This window comes from Pseudoalteromonas sp. MMG007 (assembly GCF_018100985.1).
Taxonomy (GTDB): domain Bacteria; phylum Pseudomonadota; class Gammaproteobacteria; order Enterobacterales; family Alteromonadaceae; genus Pseudoalteromonas.
This window is the reverse complement of the sequence record NZ_JAGJEI010000024.1, coordinates 1-18,371: the sequence shown is the minus strand read 5'-3', so window position 1 is coordinate 18,371 and position 18,371 is coordinate 1. Positions and strand designations below refer to the sequence as shown.

The 18,371-nt window shown below is 37.7% G+C and carries 6 protein-coding genes; 5 read left to right on the top strand and 1 reads right to left on the bottom strand.

Annotation, left to right across the window (positions count from 1 at the left end; genetic code table 11):
• Positions 1 to 1,355: 1,355 nt before the first annotated feature.
• Positions 1,356 to 2,606 carry an HlyD family efflux transporter periplasmic adaptor subunit gene (locus J8L71_RS18040; protein ID WP_211001753.1) on the bottom strand — a complete coding sequence of 417 codons (1,251 nt, stop codon included), beginning with the start codon at positions 2,604 to 2,606 and terminating at the stop codon, positions 1,356 to 1,358.
• Positions 2,607 to 4,258: 1,652 nt separating this feature from the next.
• Between J8L71_RS18040 and J8L71_RS18035 the strand changes: the two genes are divergently transcribed.
• From J8L71_RS18035 to J8L71_RS18015, 5 genes are all read left to right on the top strand, one after another.
• Positions 4,259 to 4,963, top strand: coding sequence for an ABC transporter ATP-binding protein (locus J8L71_RS18035; RefSeq protein WP_211001752.1), 705 nt, complete (start codon positions 4,259 to 4,261; stop codon positions 4,961 to 4,963).
• The gene (locus tag J8L71_RS18030; protein WP_211001751.1) at positions 4,960 to 7,368 is read left to right on the top strand and encodes an ABC transporter permease; all 2,409 of its coding nucleotides are present in this window, start codon (positions 4,960 to 4,962) and stop codon (positions 7,366 to 7,368) included. Before J8L71_RS18035 ends, J8L71_RS18030 begins: the two co-directional genes overlap by 4 nt.
• Before the next feature lie 111 nt (positions 7,369 to 7,479).
• Entirely contained in the window at positions 7,480 to 9,933 is a 2,454-nt protein-coding gene (locus J8L71_RS18025; protein WP_211001750.1) for a penicillin acylase family protein, read from the top strand.
• Positions 9,934 to 11,610 carry a cyclic peptide export ABC transporter gene (locus J8L71_RS18020; protein WP_211001749.1) on the top strand — a complete coding sequence of 559 codons (1,677 nt, stop codon included), beginning with the start codon at positions 9,934 to 9,936 and terminating at the stop codon, positions 11,608 to 11,610.
• A gap of 229 nt (positions 11,611 to 11,839) precedes the next feature.
• A partial coding sequence (locus J8L71_RS18015; RefSeq protein WP_211001748.1) for a non-ribosomal peptide synthetase occupies positions 11,840 to 18,371 on the top strand: 6,532 nt, incomplete at its 3' end.

Genomic DNA, 18,371 nt, shown 5'->3' with positions numbered 1-18,371 from the left:
TTTGCCTTTGCTCATAAAACACCTCTTATTAGAAGTTACAATGTAACTTAGTGGGTGTCTAGCAAACTATGGGAAGTCCAGAAATCTTGCATCATATATGTTGCAAACAAACCTATATAACATGAAATCTAAAAGTTGAGAGTCCTGGTGCTTGCATCATCAATCTACTTTACGTCTCTTTTGTGTGTAGCTTTTATTTGCTTAGAAAAACCCAGTCATAGCTAACAGAGGGTTACCCAAAATTATATGAGCATGTGGCTATAGGCAGCGTTGGTATCATGAATAGCAAATTTAGATTTTTTAGGTTGTAAAGGTCCATGCCCAAGAATTAGAACTAGAGCTTGGATAAGTTGTAATAGAATAGGATATAGAGGTAACTTATGTACTATCTCAAACTCAATCAGACAGTTATCCGCATTTTAATCGGCGACTGCTAGTTTAGGTTGAGCTAAATTCATTCAGCCCAAATCGTTATACCATTAAGTAATGTCTCTAAAAGCGTTCTTCCAGCACATTTTCCTTAATGTATTCGGTCGTTATTGTAATATACCATCCATTCGTCCAGTAAATTCTGTAATTCTTCTAACGAGCCATACAGTTTCTTAAGATTAAAACTCTTGCAGTATTGTTTTGTGGAAAACCTTGCAGACATCGTTGGTCTGTGATGGCAGTATGGTCGATATCATAATTGCTATATAAAGAAGCAGTTAATCATGGTGCTCAACTTTACTTAGTATTCAGTTCTTCGGGGAGTAATAAAACGAAAAATTGGGAGCTGATTTTTGCTGAAAGTATGATAAGGCGGACCTTATCCGAGAGCTTTGATTAGCGTCTTAGTGGTATGAGCTTAAAGGTATCAACAAATGTAAATGGCTAATGCCTTTTAGATTACTAATGTAAAATGTGACTTATGAGCAGTTGCTATTTCACCTACCCACAAACTTCATCATTGGGTTTTTATTCTCTAGCGCAGTAATTTGAGTATATGTAAGAATTACGTAATTATTTCCGGTTTTTTCTTCAAGAGCTTTCAATCCCCCTATGAAACTCTCGAGGTTACGACGTAACCAGGTTGAGCACACACCAGAGGCAGATATAAATTTTTTACTAGTTCTAGCTTACCGGTGTGCTGGGAGTTTAATGATCGGGTTGTTAGTATGAATGATGAGAGTTACATCTGTATTTGTTTTGGATTAAAGATTCGGCACCTTTTATCTAAATTAGCGACTCTCACTTTTTCAAATTTAGCTGCAGATCATATTGACTAAACAAATAGAATAAATATTTTCTTCATTATTACACCAGAGATAAATTAGTGTATAATCTATACGAGGTGTTGGATCAAATTGAGTTATTTATTGAAGCGTTATCTGATTATCAGAAACATCTATACTACTCGTAATCAGTTTTTCACCTACTGAGGCTCCAGACAGTATACGAATGAAATTACCACTTTTCTCACCAAATCGTATAGTATGCAATGTTGCTAGGTCTTCTTTCGCATTGAGCTTGTAAATTCCGATACTTTGATTTTCCTTCACAGTTTGAGGATTCTCAATGTATTTGACATTTTTTAGCTGCGCAATGACTATCGATGCATCAATGTTTTGCCTTGGCCTAAGCTTTATATCAGATGTTAAACTTAAGCTGCTTTCAATTATTACCGTATTATTATCAACAACCGGATCAATTCTTATAACAGAACCAGTAATCTCACGATTCTTAGTCTTTACTAAAACATTTTGGCCTATATTTATTAGGTGGGCTTTGCTTTGTGGAACTCTTAAACTAGCAATTAAATTTTCAGCACTTCCAATCACCCCTATTTCTTGTCCAGCATCGATATTTTCCCCAACTTCAATCGGCAACCTTTGCAATACACCATTTACAGGCGCTTTGACATTTAAACTTTCTAATAAGCTGATTTCAAATGCTAAAGCATCTTTACTTTGTTCAACTCGTTCTTTCAGAATATCTATCTGAGCTTTTTGTACCTCTTTTAACTGTTCAATTCTTTTCTGTAAAAGTGTAATACGTTTCGTAAGCTGCTTTTCTGCCAATACACTGTGACTAAAAGAAAGTTTTGAAATGATACCTGCATCAACGAGCTTTTCTTCAGCTTCCCTTTGAAGTTTAGCAAACTCATATTCAGATTTAATCTCAGTCAGTTCGAAATCTTCCAACAATATCTCGCGTTGATTCTTTAAAACTAATTCTTTTAGATCAGATTCCACCTTTGTGACTTCTCGTCGTGCAGACTTCACTCGCATCAATAATTCCTGATCTTCTAAGACAACAAGCAAATCGCCAACTTTGACTTCGACACCTGGTTTTATCAAAATTTGTTTAACTGTTGCTCTTGTCCTCGCTGATATTAACTGAGGCTCGTTAGAGTCAACAATTCCATAAGCATCAACACTAATCGGCAAGTCACCACTAAGCACCTTACTAATGTTTAGTCCTTCTTTTTCAATATTTGTAAATACAATATTTTTAAAAGAATAAGTGGTGCCAAGAATAACTAGAGCTACAGGAACCAGAATAATCTTACGGCATACGAAATCGACAAAATTACGTCCCTCCCTCCTAACAACAGTATCTGTCAAACTAAAGTTCCCTCTAATAGAAATGTTTTAAAAATTGCCTTGGACTAAAGCGAGTAGACCATGTGCATCGATTTATGATGCAATATCAATAACTAGCAACAGTAAGTATAGTTTTCAAAAGTCATCATCGATGATATCACGATAATTCTATTTTTCAATTATTGATAGTCATTTAATGCATACGGAATAAAAGGCAGATAGCTTTAAATAGAACAAGACTCCTTTTTAGGTTAAGCCTTAAATTTTACAGCTTTTAGTTATAACAAATAACTTCATCACTCTTGTCTTCCAGAAATAAATTTAACGCTCAAGGGTCGTGTAGAGAAGTTAACTACAAAGGTGTAACTCACTTCCAAATTCAGATATAAGCAGTTTACCAAGGCTACAAGATATAAAACTAAATATTTTTAAGTAGATAAGTCTTGATGTAATGAATGGATTGCTAAAATATTTTAATAATCAGATTTAGGTGGCTCGAAAGTAAGATAAATAATTGGCAGTTTAGTTTGTGCCAGACAGTTCAATAAGCCACCACGGTCTTGCCCAAGAATTCACAGCGGATCTTTACTTGGTGACAATAGGCTTAACAACAGACCCTTTCCGATCTAAGAACTTATTATATCACTATCTATCCATCTCTTTTGTCGTTATTTAGACATTCAGAAGTTGTAGAAAATAACCGCTCCTCTATCATCCAGCATAATTGCTTAAATGATTTCTTGTTTCTTGTCATTTTGGTAGTTACATTTGGTTGTGAAGGGTGAGATATTGAAGTGCTCTGGCTTAGTGAGCTGCCTTATTTAAGACTGTTCAGATATGTTTACTATGTTATTAACCGTTGATATTATTTAGCATATATTAGCTCTTCTATTTTAGCTGCATAGTAATACTTGTAGTTGATTCAAGTATCGACCACTGGCAATGTAATGCATTAATTGTGATGGCGATACTATTTTTATCTATTATTTCAATTGTCTACTGTATATTTGTTATCTCAGTATGCTCGGCCTATAGCGACTTGTTTTCTTTACAAATCCTCCTTAAGTGTTGCATTCGTAACCAGTTTCAATGCGGTCTTTTTGCCTCCTCAATAAACGCCACGTAGCACTTTGCCATCCCAGGTAATAATTTGTTAACCCGAGAGTTATTGTTGTCTATTTGCCCAATTAAGCATCGAATCTAAAAATTATTCTACTACCACAGATTTCGAGATCTGAGCTGTGGTAAGTGCATAGGTATTTTATTTTTGGATGACAAATACTGTAGCCTCCAGCCATTTGTTAATTCACTATTGCACTGAATATCTTGCAAGCCTTTCGCACCAGTTATAACTACCAAGATGACAAGGAATAGGGCACCCATTTAATCACGCTTTATTTGTAAGTATCAGAAAGTGTGTCTTCAAAAAATAAGGTGCTCGAGTTGGTTTATTGGTAAGGCTCAGTAATTGCTTAAGGCGGTATTTGTTCTTTATTACCTACAGAATTTAGTTGCTTTTATTTCAGCAGGTAATAATATGTTGTATAAAATTATTAAAATTATTAAAATTATTGTAACAAGTTTTGACGGTATTTGTTACATTGAAAGGCTCTTATTTACTTATTGAGTGTTTTGTGTAGTCATATCGGATATGGAATTTGAAGGGGAAAGGGATGACTAAAGCTATAATTCATATGGAGAATATTTCGAAGAGTTTCAGAACGGGAGAAATAGAAACGGAAGCTTTAAAGTCTGTTAACTTCAAAATCATGCAAGGAGATTACATTTCTATTACTGGACCTTCTGGTTGTGGAAAGTCTACATTACTATCCATATTAGGTTTGCTTGATTCCCCCACCGCTGGTAAATATTTTATAGATGGTGAAGATGTTTCAAAGTTGACGGCTACTGAGTCTGCAAATGTTCGTAACAAAAAAATTGGTTTTGTTTTTCAGTCATTCAATCTTATAGATGAAATAAACGTTTTTGAAAATGTTGCTTTACCTCTAACGTACAACAAAGCTGTCAGAGATGAAACGTATATTCAAGAGCGGGTGAAAGAGTGTTTAGATATAGTTGATATGTCTCACCGCATATTCCATAAGCCAAATCAATTATCTGGCGGACAACAGCAAAGAATTGCTATTGCTCGGGCATTAGTGAATAAACCATCGATATTGTTAGTAGACGAACCAACCGGTAATCTTGATTCTAAAAGTGGTGATAAAGTTTTTGAAACCTTAGAGCTGCTTAATAAAGGCGGTACCACAGTTTGCATGGTAACTCATGACCCTCGTTATGCAGATCGTGCACACACTATCTTAACTTTAAAGGATGGTGAATTAGTGAAAAATGGTGAGATTGGTGTTGTTGCATGATCTTAAGTATAAAGAGACTTAAAAACGCGTGGAATGCGTTAAAGAATAAACCATTTTACGCTTTAAGCATTATATCCACTATGGGTGTTTCCTTAGGTGCCTTAATTTGCGTTTTAACGTTATCATATGAGCTTTTATTCAAACCGTTGCCTTACCCAGAACCGGATAAAATTTACCAAGTGGTGCATCGACTAAGCAGTGACAAAGACACTGGAGAGTATATAGCTTATACCTATGCAGGATTGATGTACCTTTATGAAAATCAGACCGATTATGATCAAGGGGCGATGATTGGTCAGGGAAGAGCAATTCTGAGCCTTCACCCATCTCAACCTAGCTTAGTGACCGGCTATGCCACTCCGGAGTTATTTCCTATTCTTGGGGCTGAAACTGTTTCAGGTCGTTTGTTTAATAACAATGAAGAAGTAGACTCACATAACCCGGTTGCATTGATTAGCTACAATACTTGGCAAAATGAGTTTGATGGTGCTAGTGATGTACTTGACCAGACTTTGTTTCTAAATGGTGTGAATTTTAGGATTGTGGGCGTTTTAAAAGATAATTTCGTTGAGCCTGAACTTTTTCAGCGAGGTACTGAAACAGATGTGTGGTTACCATGGGACTACAACCCTCACAGTGATTTAAGAAATAACTGGCGTTCAATTCGTGGCACTATATCTTATATTGGTAAAGGCAATCCCGGTCATGATATCAATGATAGGTTAACCTCACTTGTAGCAGACAAGTGGATGGAATCAGTTCCCATAAGAATTGCAAACGACTGGCGAGTTTCATTGACCTCAGTGTCGTTGAAAGAAGCTATTGTCGGGGGGAGTTCTGGAACGATCATGTTATTTTTATTAGGGGTAACAGGTGTGTTACTCATCGTTGTCATTAATTTAGTAAATATATTCATTTCAAGAACATCTGAGCTAGAGAAACAGCTGGCTATTCGCGCTGCCGTTGGCGCTTCGCCAAAGGACTTGTTTCAATTACTTTTAAACGAATCGGGTTTATTGATGGGCATTTCAATTATTGTTTGTCTTTTGATAGCTTCTTTTGGATTTGGATTTTTAAAAACAGAAATGGCCACTTACCTTCCTAGGATGGGAGAACTATCCGTTAACCTTTTGAGTTTACTACTGGCCTTCGTTTTTTCAGCTATTTTTGCGTTTTTTTTCGCATGGTTAAGCTCAAAATTTGTCGATTACGACAATCTCAAGTTGTCTTTAGAGTCAAGTGGAAAAGGCACTAGTGTTCAGGTCTCACCAATTGTTAGAAAAACCTTAATTGGCGTGCAGGTTGGTGTTGTGGTGTCTTTGATCTTTGTCAATTCGATATTGTTATACAAAGCAATGCAAGAAGTTTTCGAAAACAGAGGTATTAAATTTGAGCGTTTGCATCGTATAGAACTTAGCGACTTATCACAGACTGACTGGAGTATAGAGGGCATTGACTCATTTCGCAGACAATTGAGCGAGAAACTAACCGATTTGTCAGAAGTTGAACATGTTTCTTATTCAGCAACGCCGTTGGACGTACATGGTTATCGAAGAGTGATAGATGTTTCCTCTCAAGAATTTTTCACGCCAGAAGTTATCGGTATAGATGACCAATATTTTACCACTATTAATCAGGAGTTACTTACAGGTGAAGTGCTGTCTAAAGATGATTATTTACAGCAAAATAATTATGTTGTAATCAATGATGTTTTTGCTGAACGACTCGCTTCTGATGGTGATGTCATCGGCAGACAGATTTCTTTGGGGAGTGAAATTTACCTTGTAAAAGGAGTTGTTAAAAAAGCTAGTATTCCCGGTGATTATGAGTTTGTATTGCGTATGTATTTACCAAATCCGGATTTTGATGTGCTAATGGTAAGTATGTCAGAGGACGGACTGTTAACGAAAGAAAAAATTATCGATATTGTCAAAGGAATTGATAGCCGCATTTCGGTAAGTGAATGGAATTCATTGCGTAATATTGAGCGAGAATTATTAGCTCCTCAGTATGTTACTGCGTCAATGTCTGCCTTTTTAGTTGTTCTCAGTGTCGTAATCGGAGCTGTAGGGCTTTATGGTGTAATGGCTTATAGCACGCAAGTTCGTCGAGGTGAAATTGGCACAAGAATGGCGGTCGGGGCGTCGCCTCGAGAAATATTTTTTCTATTTTTAAAAGAATACTCTGACTCAGCATACAATGGTATTTTAACTGCCGCTTTTGTCATCTCAATGCTAATGATTTTATATTCTGAAAAAATAGATGAATATTTAGACACGTATTTGTTGGGATTATCTGTAGGGGCATTCTCATTAGTTATGGCGATGTTAGGGACGGCAACACTGATCCCACTTTCGAGGCTTACCTTCAAACCTATTGTTGGCTTATTGTCCAGTAAAGAGTAAGTAGTAATCTATATATCTCCTAATTTAAGACATGTATAAGAGCATTAGGTGCCAGCACACTATGTTTTAATGGAGATTGTTTAAATATTTTAAAAATCACAAGGAATCAAGGTGTTTAAAAAATTCCCATTTCAGTCTAGGTTCATTATCTTTTTCTTGGTGCCTATACTTATCATATCGTTTGGGCTTTTTCAGTGGCTTGGAAAAAGCCTTCCTCTCACTAAGGGCGAGCAAACTGTCGCTGGTATTACATCCCCTGTAAGTGTGGGATATGATTCGATGTCTATACCGACCATTAAAGCGAGTAATGATTTAGACGCATTCTATACATTGGGATTTTTGCATGCTAAAAACAGACTTTGGCAAATGGAGATGAATCGTCGTCTTGCTGCGGGAAGACTTAGTGAAGTTTTAGGAGAAAGTGCTCTTCAATCAGATATCTTAATGCGTACTTTACGTTTGTCTCAAAATGCAGAAAATATGGAAAAGGGCCTATCAGAAAAAGACAAAGTGGTTCTTCATGCTTATGTCGACGGGGTAAATGAAGGTATCAACTCGTTGTCATTACTACCCCCTGAGTATTTGCTTACTGGATTCAAGCCTGAACCATGGACAATAAAAGATTCCATGTTGTACATGCAGCTCATGACTTATCAGTTATCAGGAAATATGCCAATTGAGCTTCAAAGTGGAACACTTTTGCAAACATTTGGACGTGAAAAGTTTGCTGATCTTTTTCCGCAAAAATACCTTTCTGACGATGAAGTCTTGACTGAGCTTGCTCAGCAAGGAATTTTATTTGAAAAACTAAACATCAACATTAATGAGGATGCCTTACAATCAAAGCCATATTTGGGAAGTAATGCCTGGGTTGTTTCTGGCTCCTTAACCGAGTCTAGTTTGCCTATTCTTGCCAATGATCCACATTTGAATAATTCGATCCCGTCCGTGTTTTATCTGACACACTTGATAGGCAGCAAAATTAATGTATCCGGAGCTACTTTCCCTGGCTTGCCATTTGTGGTGGCAGGAAAGAACAAGCACGTTTCCTGGGGGGTCACCTCTATGATGGCGGATACTCAAGATATTTATCTGGAACGTATAAACCCAAAGAACAAATTTCAATATGAAGTAGATGGTAGTTTTCATGATATGCAAATATTCCATGAAGAAATTAACATTCGAAATGGTTTTCTTCGCCCTATAAAAGCACCTTACAAATTAAATGTTCGCTTAACTCACAGAGGCCCTGTAATTAGTGATGTCATAGGAACAACAGGCGGCTATGCATATAGTTTGAGGTGGACAGGAAGTGACCAGGATGGTGGTACGTTCAGCAGTTATTTGAAAATGAATTACGCTGAAAATGCTGAACAGTTTATGTTAGCAATGAAGGAGTTTGTTGCCCCAGTACAAAATTTTGTATTCGCCGATGATAAAGGCAATATTGGTCGTCTGGCTCCTGGGAAATATCCGATTCGAAGTAAAGAAAATGGTGAGTTCCCTTCTCCTGGTTGGCTTTCGAAAAATGACTGGAAAGAGTGGATACCATATTCTCAGTGGCCAAAAAGTATGAACCCTGAAAGTGGATATATAGTGGCTGCAAATAACAATGTACTGAATGACAACAATTACCCTTATTACATAAGCAGTGACTGGGCTCCAGGGTATCGTGCTGAACGCATTGAGGCTTTAATTAATAAAGCGATTATCAGGGGTGAACAAAAACTGTCTGTACGAACTATGGTTGATATTCAGTTTGATGTTAAACACCCTCTTAAAGATTTAATGTTAGATGCAGTGAAAAACACTACTCTTGAGAAAGAAAAGCATAAATATATCTTAAGTATTCTATCAACTTGGAATGGAGATATGGATTTTAATGGTCCACAACCCGCTATTTTTGCTGCCTGGCTGGCTCATTTTACACGATTGGTTTTTCAGGATGATTTAAAATCCCAAAATATTGATCCTCAAAGACTTAGCATTCTTGGTCAGGAAGAGAGTATCAAACTCATTGAGCGAATTCTTACTGGTGAATCCCAGTTGTGGTGTGATTACTCCTATGGAAGTAAAAAGAAAGATTGTTCACAAATTTTGCTCTTATCTTTAGAGCATGCAATAAATGAACTTGACAAATTATTAGGTGGTGAAATCGAAGACTGGGATTGGTCGGAAATTCACATGGCACATTACGCTCACTTTCCTTTTAGCGATTCTCGTTATTTAGCACCGATAAATGATGCTGAGGATAAAATTTGGGCTGGCTTATTTCATAGAAAAATTGCAAGTAAAGGTGCGGGGCATACAGTAAGTGTTGCTACGGTAAGTTACGACGAGTTAACTCGGTTTGATGATTTATATGGTACCAGTTATAGACAGATCATTGATCTTGGGAAACCAGAGCTAAATCTTTTCGGCATTGCAACAGGACAGTCTGGTAATGCTGTTAGCCCCCATTACGACGACTTTTTAAGCAATATTGACCCCCAGCCTTTTGTACCTATGAGAAAAGTGAATGATTTCTCATTAAAACTCGTGCCCCAAAAAAATAAGGATAATTAAATGGAATTAAGAAAGTTGTCGGACATGTTTTGGAAAGTGTCGCCAAATATGTTCTTTGGTTCTATAGTTTTGAGTGTTTTTACTGGGCTTTGTTATGCACTCCTGATTCCCTTTGTATTATATGCCACAGCGACTCAAATGGCTGCATCAACAGATCTTGAGGTTATTAATTACCATATGTTTAACGCACCAACTTCGACGATGGCGATATTTTTCCTCGTTACTTGCGTTTGCATTATTTTGATTAAGTCTTTGTCAATGATTGTGTCTCTATACATTGGTAGCCATGCAAATATACAGCATCGATTGAGCTTAAGTAAGCGTATCTATCAATTACCTATTGTTAAATTGGAAGCCATAGGTCAGGCAAAGTTAATTACCCTCCTTAACATTGATGTTCCGAGATTGACCAATGCTGCTATCGCACTTCCTGTTGTCTGGGTAAGTGCGGTAACCATTCTTGGTACTCTTGGTTACCTTCTTTATATCAGCTTAGAAGTCTTTCTTTTTGTTTTTACTTGTTTAATTGCTGCAATTATCACATACCAAATCCCGATTACTGTAGGTACCCATTATCTGACTGCATCAAGAGAAAACTACGACAACGTTCAGACTGGAATTAAGGGACTAATTTTTGGAGCCAAAGAATTAAAGTTAAACCGTAAAAAGTATGAAGCTTATTTTAAAGAAGAGCTTCATGTTCCCGAACATCTGGGGCTTAAAAATTATCTTAAAGGAATGTCTGCGGTTGTACTGGCTGAAAACTATGGTGAGATAGTGTCAATGTTGGTTATTAGCGTGGTTATATTTCACTTGCCTTATGTTTATCAACTTGATCAATTACAGGTATTTGGTGTTGTAATGGCGTTACTTTATCTTGCTGGGCCTGTCGGCGCTATCTTTAACTCGATGGGAAATATTCAGACAGGGAAAGTTGCATTAGCCAAAATTAACAAGTTTTACGCTGAATTAATTGAAGAACCTGCGCAGTTAGGTGTTGAGCTCAGAAATGACTGGCATGAAATTACAGTCTCAGATTTGGCTTTTCAGTATCCATCGGCGGAAAATAGCTTCGCATTACACTCCATTTCAATGAGTTTCAGACGCCAACAAATCACGTTTATAGTTGGAGGGAATGGGTCTGGTAAGTCCACCCTTTCGAAGATTTTGTCGACGCACTACTTGCTTGAGAACGGTGATATTCGATTTGGACAGCAGTCTTACCATGAGCTTGATTTATCAAGTATCAGAGAATCTATTTCAGCAATATATACAGATTACCATCTATTTCCCAAACTCTATGGGGAAATAGATATGAAATCGGTAACCCGTTACCTTAAATATCTAGAGTTGGATCAAAAAGTAGAGATAGTTGACGGCAAATTCAGTACCACTTCTTTATCAGATGGACAAAAGAAACGTTTGGCTTTGCTGACATTACTATTGGATGACAGACCTATATGTTTATTCGACGAATGGGCGGCAGATCAGGATCCTAATTTTAAAAAGATATTCTATCGAAAGATACTACCAGAGTTAAAAAGTCGAAATAAAGTTGTAATAGTTATTTCTCATGACGATCTATATTTTGACTGTGCTGACCAGGTTATTGTCATGGAACAAGGAACCATTAGGAATGTGATTAATAATGAAGCTTTACTGGCAAAAGTTGATTAACAATTTTGTTTAATAGGTTTCAACACACTATCGAATAACAAATCATCATTGCCAATATTATTTGGCAAATTTATCCCCTTGATTACTTGTGCATTCTATTGCCTTTAACGGTAGGAGTTTGTTTGTCAAGAAATTTAATTACCTGATTATTTTGCATACTAGAGAGCAAAATAATTAGTTGAAACTTTTTGGGGTTGAAGCTGGAAAAAGGAAAGGAAAGGAAATAGTTATGGATAATTTAAGTGTATTTCTTGCAAATCACGCAAAAACACAAGGTGACGAATTAGCATTTACTTACATAGAAGATGATGGTGTTATATCAACCTTAACGTTTGATAATCTGCATTATACTGCAAAAGTGGTTGGTAATGCATTACTAAATAACTTCTCAATGGGTGATAAAGTTGTATTGCTAATCCCACAGGGAATGGATTATATCAAGGCCTTCATAGGGTGTTTATATGCTGGTGTCGTCGCTGTTCCGTTGTATCCACCGAAAAACAATCAACATGCGAATCGAGTTCACTCCGTTATTAATGATTGTAATGCGCAATTGATTTTAACAGTTCCGACTTTAAAAGACTATTTGTCTGAATTATATGCAGATATATGTGTAATGGATATAGATAGTTTACTTAAGTTACATAATCCAACTTTAGACTGCAAAGAACTCCCTGCTTTGCCAGGAAATACTCTGGCATTCCTTCAATACACCTCTGGTTCAACAGGTACACCAAAAGGTGTTATTGTGTCTCAAGATAACATAATTGCAAATTTACAATCTTTGGTTAGCGCAACAGCTTGTGACCGCAAGGATGTTTTTTGTAACTGGTTACCTTTGTTTCATGATCTTGGACTTGTAAATACCCTTCTTTTGCCAATTTATCTTGGCGCCCACTCTGTACTTATGTCTCCATCTCGCTTTATTCGTCGTCCAGCACTTTGGTTTGAAGCGATCTCACAATATCGGGCTTCAATCTGTGGTGCTCCAAACTTCGCTTTTGATTATTGTATTGAAAAAATCAAAATTGAAAAAGTGATTGAACTGGACCTGTCATGTTGGCGTGTCGCTTTTAATGCTGCAGAACCTATTAACCCTGATTCTTTAAAAATGTTTGCCGAAAAATTTGTCGCAGTGGGGTTTGACGAAGATGCAATTTACCCGAGTTATGGTATGGCGGAAGCAACGGTCTTTATCTCAGGTGGAAACCCAAAAACTCCATACGACGCTATTAGTTTTGACTCGGAAAGTTTACAAAAGCGCATTGCTCAAGAGGTTCCTTATTGTGACACTAGTCAGGAACTTATTGCTTGTGGTAAAGCACAACAGGGACATAAGGTTAAGATTGTTGATGAAAATTCTTTACAAGAATTGCAAGACGGTGAATTGGGCGAGATATGGTTTGCTGGTCCGAGTGTAGCAATGGGTTATTGGAATGATACTCATAAGACCAATTCGACCTTTGGTCTGGAATTAAAAGGTGACCGGTCCAAATACCTAAGAACAGGTGACCTGGGATTCATACATCAAGGAAATATATTTGTAGCCGGTAGAATTAAGGACGTGATGATAGTTAATGGACGTAACTTTTATCCACAAGATTTTGAGCTGCAAGCGTTTCATGCTTATCCGGGAACGCGACTCTCAGGTAGTGTTGCCATTGAGGTTGATGGTAAATGTTGTCTTGTTGCTGAGGTTCAAAGAAATAAACAAAACAGTTTTGATTTTAACAAGGCGAGTAATGCGATTCGCTCCGCTATCTTCGAACAATTTGATGTACTCTTGGATGATATCTTGTTTATCAGGGCGGGAGCACTCAATAAAACCTCAAGCGGTAAAGTTCAGCGGGCAAAAACAAAAACTAAATATTGTTCCGGAGAAATCGAGTTTCTTTATTCTTTAAAAGAACATGCAAGCAACTATTCATCAGACTTTGCAGGTCCTGAAACGGATACTGAGAGGGCGCTGTGCTCAATTTGGGAAATCTTGTTAGAGACGAAGCGGATTAGTGTAAATAGCGATTTTCTGTCCTTGGGTGGTCAATCAATTATAGCCGCAAGAGCTGTGGCAATGATTCGTAAAGAGTTTGACACAGAATTAAGTGTCGCGGATTTATTTGAATATAGCACTATCAGACGTCTTGCTAATCACCTTGATTTGAGCATTCATACAAAGGCTAAAGGCCTGCCATTGTTGGGAGAATTGACAGAAGCACCTGCCTCTTCATTACAGCGTAGCTTTTGGGTTAGTCACTGCCTTAAACCCTCTGCAGTTTATAATTTGTGTTCCACGTATCACACTGCACAAGAAATTAATGCAGATTATTTAGAAAGAGCGATTAATGCTTTGGTTACTAAGCATCCTGCCCTCCGTACCAATCTTAACCAAACATTGTCGGGAGAAGTGATACAAACAGTTAACGCCGTAGACAGGTTCAGATTGAAGGTGGTCAAGCAGGTTAGAGATGAAAATGAGTTGACTAAATTGATCGAAAATGAGGCTGAATCTGTTTTTGATTTATCTAATGACCTACTTATTAGAGTAAACCTTTACCGCCTTGAGGCAAAAGGAAATGTTATCCAAATTACGGTTCATCATGTTGCTTGTGATGGATTGTCTCAGAATATTTTATTGACTGAATTAAGTGAAATTTATGATCAGATGCTTGCAGGAAAGCAAGTAGAACCGAATCCTTTGGAGGTTTTCTATACCGATTTTAGTACCTGGCAGCATGGTCTTGCCCAAAACAACAAGTTGGAGAATCACAAGGAATTTTGGCGCAAGCAGTTATTGGGTGCACCAGAAATGCACTCTTTACCACTGTCTTATGTTCGTCAATTATCTGCTGACTATCAGTTGCAAACCTATGAGCAAAACTTAGAACATGGCTTACTTGAATTGCTCAAAGAGGTCTGTAAAGACAGCAGCTGCACATTATTCATGGTATTACATGCTTTATTTGTCACGCTTATCTCGCGATTGTCAAATGAAAGTGATGTTGTCGTTGCAACAGCTGTGGCAAATAGAGAATTTTCCGAACTTGAGGATGTTGTTGGCTGTTTTGTTAATACCATTGTATTGCGAACCGATGTTTCGGAGGCAGATAGTTTTGAGCAACTCTTGTCTATTACAAAGCAATCACTTATTAACGTTTATCAGCATCAACGTTATCCTTTTGAAGTTCTGGTTAAAGAGTTACAGGCGCAACGTTCACCTAATATTACACCTTTGACTCAAATTATGTTCCTGTTAGAACAGGAACCTAAACTTACCATGGGTAATCAACCATTGGTGGCCATGGAAACACCTGAATTTTCTGAATTCGATCTCACTTTGAGAGTGCAGGAAAAGCAGCAGGGGTTGACACTAAAATGGCAATATAATCCATCATTGTTTAATAAGTCCGCAGTAAAAACTATGGCTCACTGCTTTAATGTACTTTCGCGCGCTTTACTTAATAACCCTAGTCAATCATTAAGCCATGCCAGATTACAGGATAAGCACATTGACCTCAGATTGTGGGAGCAGTTTAATAACACTGCGGTTCCATTCCCAGACAAAATGTGTATCCATCAATTATTTGAAGAGCAAGTTTTAATTCATCCCGACAACGTAGCAGTAAGGATTGGTGAGCAATCGATTTCTTATAAAGAGCTAAATAATAAAAGTAATCAGTTAGCTCGATATCTCAAGCAAGAATTTGTCACAGGGGCGGACTCTGTCATTGGTGTATGTCTTGATCGATCACTGGAGATGGTTGTTTCCCTTCTTGCAATTACGAAGGCTGGAGCAGCCTACTTGCCCCTAGAACCTGAATATCCAGCTGACCGAATTTCCTACATGGTTAATGATGCCAAAGTGAGAGTGGTGATCAGCAATGCTAAACTTGCGGCTAATTCCACATCGTTAAATGCGAATGTTATCGCGCTGGATAGCACAAATGTTAAGGCACAGTTGCAAAAACTATCGGTTGAAAACTTAGCGCTGGAAGAGGGCTGTGAACGCAATTTAGCATATGTAATCTACACATCTGGCTCAACAGGCAACCCAAAAGGAGTGATGATTGAGCATCAGGCTTTGGTAAATCGAATTCATTGGATGCAATCAGAATATCAATTATCGTCCCAAGATAATGTGTTACAGAAAACTCCTTTTAGTTTTGACGTATCAGTATGGGAGTTTTTTTGGACATTAGGCTATGGCGCAACACTTGTCGTGGCCAAACCTGGTGGTCATAAAGACCCCTTTTATTTGCAGAGTATAATTAATAAAGAAAATATAAGTGTTTTGCATTTTGTACCTTCTATGTTGCATTCGTTTTTGAATACTAACGCGAGGCAAACCTTACAAAAAATGAGATACGTTTTTTGCAGTGGCGAGGCGTTACCACTAGATGTTCTTGTTAAGTTTAAGCAGAATGTAATAAATACAGAACTGGTAAACTTATATGGACCAACAGAAGCCACTATTGATGTTAGCCATTGGAGCTGTCAAATTCAAGGACAAAGGAGGGTGCCTATTGGTAGGCCTATCCAAAATATCCAGCTTTTCGTTTTAGACAGTAATCTCAATAGTTTACCAATAGGCGTAATTGGGGAGCTTTATATTGCTGGCGTTGGGTTAGCACGTGGATATTTAAATCAGGAAGAATTAACCTCAGAGAAGTTTATTAACAACCCTTTCTATGGCCAGGATGGCATTAAAACCAGCGAGCGTATGTACCGAACAGGTGATATTGCGCGTTGGAATGAAGATGGTTTGTTGGAATATATGGGAAGGGTGGACCATCAGGTTAAGATAAGAGGCTTTAGAATCGAGCCGGGCGAAATAGAACATATATTAAAAGCTTACGAAGGTATTGATGATGTTTTAGTCGCATTGCGTGATACAAAATCAGCTAGTAAGCAACTTGTTGCTTATGTTGCCAGTGAGTCATTGCTACAAGATGAACTTCAAAAGATTCGCCGATATGTATCTTCAATTTTGCCAGAGCACATGGTACCTACACTGTTTTTTTTACTGCCGTTTTTCCCACTTACAAGTAACGGAAAATTAGATAGAAAGGCACTTTCGGCAATGGATATTAGTCACAAATTTGACGAAACAGGACTGCCAATTACAAAAATAGAAAAGGAACTAGTTGGTATATGGGAGAAGGTGTTAGGTACGAAGGATATAGGAATTAACGACAACTTTTTCCAGCGAGGCGGGGATTCTATTTTGGCAATCCGGATAATTGCTGAAGCGAAAGAAATAGCAGTGCATTTTTCTTTACAAGACTTGATAGCACACCAATCCATAAGACAACTTGTTAGCGCCAAACAACTTGATTTCTCTCCATCCACGAAAATGCGCAAGATAGAGCCGTTCTCTTTATTATCTGAAGCTGAATTGCAAGCTATTAAAGGTAAAGTTTCTGCTGAAGGTGTTGTCGATAGCTTTCCTTTATCCATGTTGCAACAAGGGATGCTGTTTCATAGTGAGCAGGCTGGAAATTATGGCATGTACCATGATGTATTTACATTCAAGGTGAATGAAACTTGGTCTGAAAAGGTATTTCGAGGTAACTTACAAACATTAGTTGAGAATAATGAAATGCTGCGAAGTAGCATTGGATTTGCCAATAAGCGCCATGTTCATTTGATAGCTGGTAAAATAAACCTACCCCTCAATGTAATCGACTTACGAGAGTTGGATAATTGTCAGAAGAAAACGTCAATTAGTCAATGGGTTGAGGCTGAAAAAGTGGCGCCAATTGATTTGAATGGTCCTTTATGGTCAATAACAATTATGCTGCTTGAGGATAACAGTTTTGTTTATGCCCTAAGTTTTCATCACGCTTTATTGGATGGCTGGAGTGTTGCAACCCTTAACACAGTTTTATTCAGGTTGTACATTAGTGAGCTCAATGGTATTGATTTCCAACCACAACAGGCGCTGCCTTATCGATATTTTATCGCACAGGAATTGGAGTCTGCAGAGTCTTTGGATGCGATATCATATTGGAGGGGAGTTGCGAATGAAGCCCAGGTGCCATGGTGGACTTGCAAGGGTAAGGTATCCAGCATTGCTAAGGAGTTTCAATTAAGTTCAGAGCAAATGAACGGCGTAGCTCGCTTGTCTTCTGAGCTCAATGTGTCAGAGAAAAATATCCTACTAACTGCCTACTTGTCTTTGCTGGCGATGTTAAATGGTCAGGACAATGTGACTACAACAGTAGTAATGCATAGCCGACCTCCTCAATTAGGCAGCGAAAGTACCCTCGGGTTATTTTTGAATTCACTTCCATTTAATATGACGTTACAAAATTCTAGCTGGTACAGATTGATATTAAAGGTCAACGAGCAGTTTTTTAAAGCTACGGAATACAGCGCCTACCCTATTGCAAAAATACAGTTGGAAAATGGGGTCGATTTTTCAGGGGCATTATTTAATTACGTCAATTTCCATGTATATAACGAACTTCAAAACGATGTAAACCTCTCATGGTACGAGGGATTTGAAGAAACTAATTTCACATTTCAATTAGATTGCATTCAACGGGTTGAAAATTCAAAGGTGTCTTTTGTAATCACACTAGATGCTGATGTGTTTGACCAGCAAGATTTAAACGCTTTCTCTGATTACTTTTCAAATATAGTTTCTGATTTGTTGAACAACACTCAAAAAGAGATACATTTTAACAGGTTTTTTTCTACACAACAGTTTGAGAGGCTACTTCAGCCTTATCTTCCATTAACGCCAGAAGCCGAACCGACGT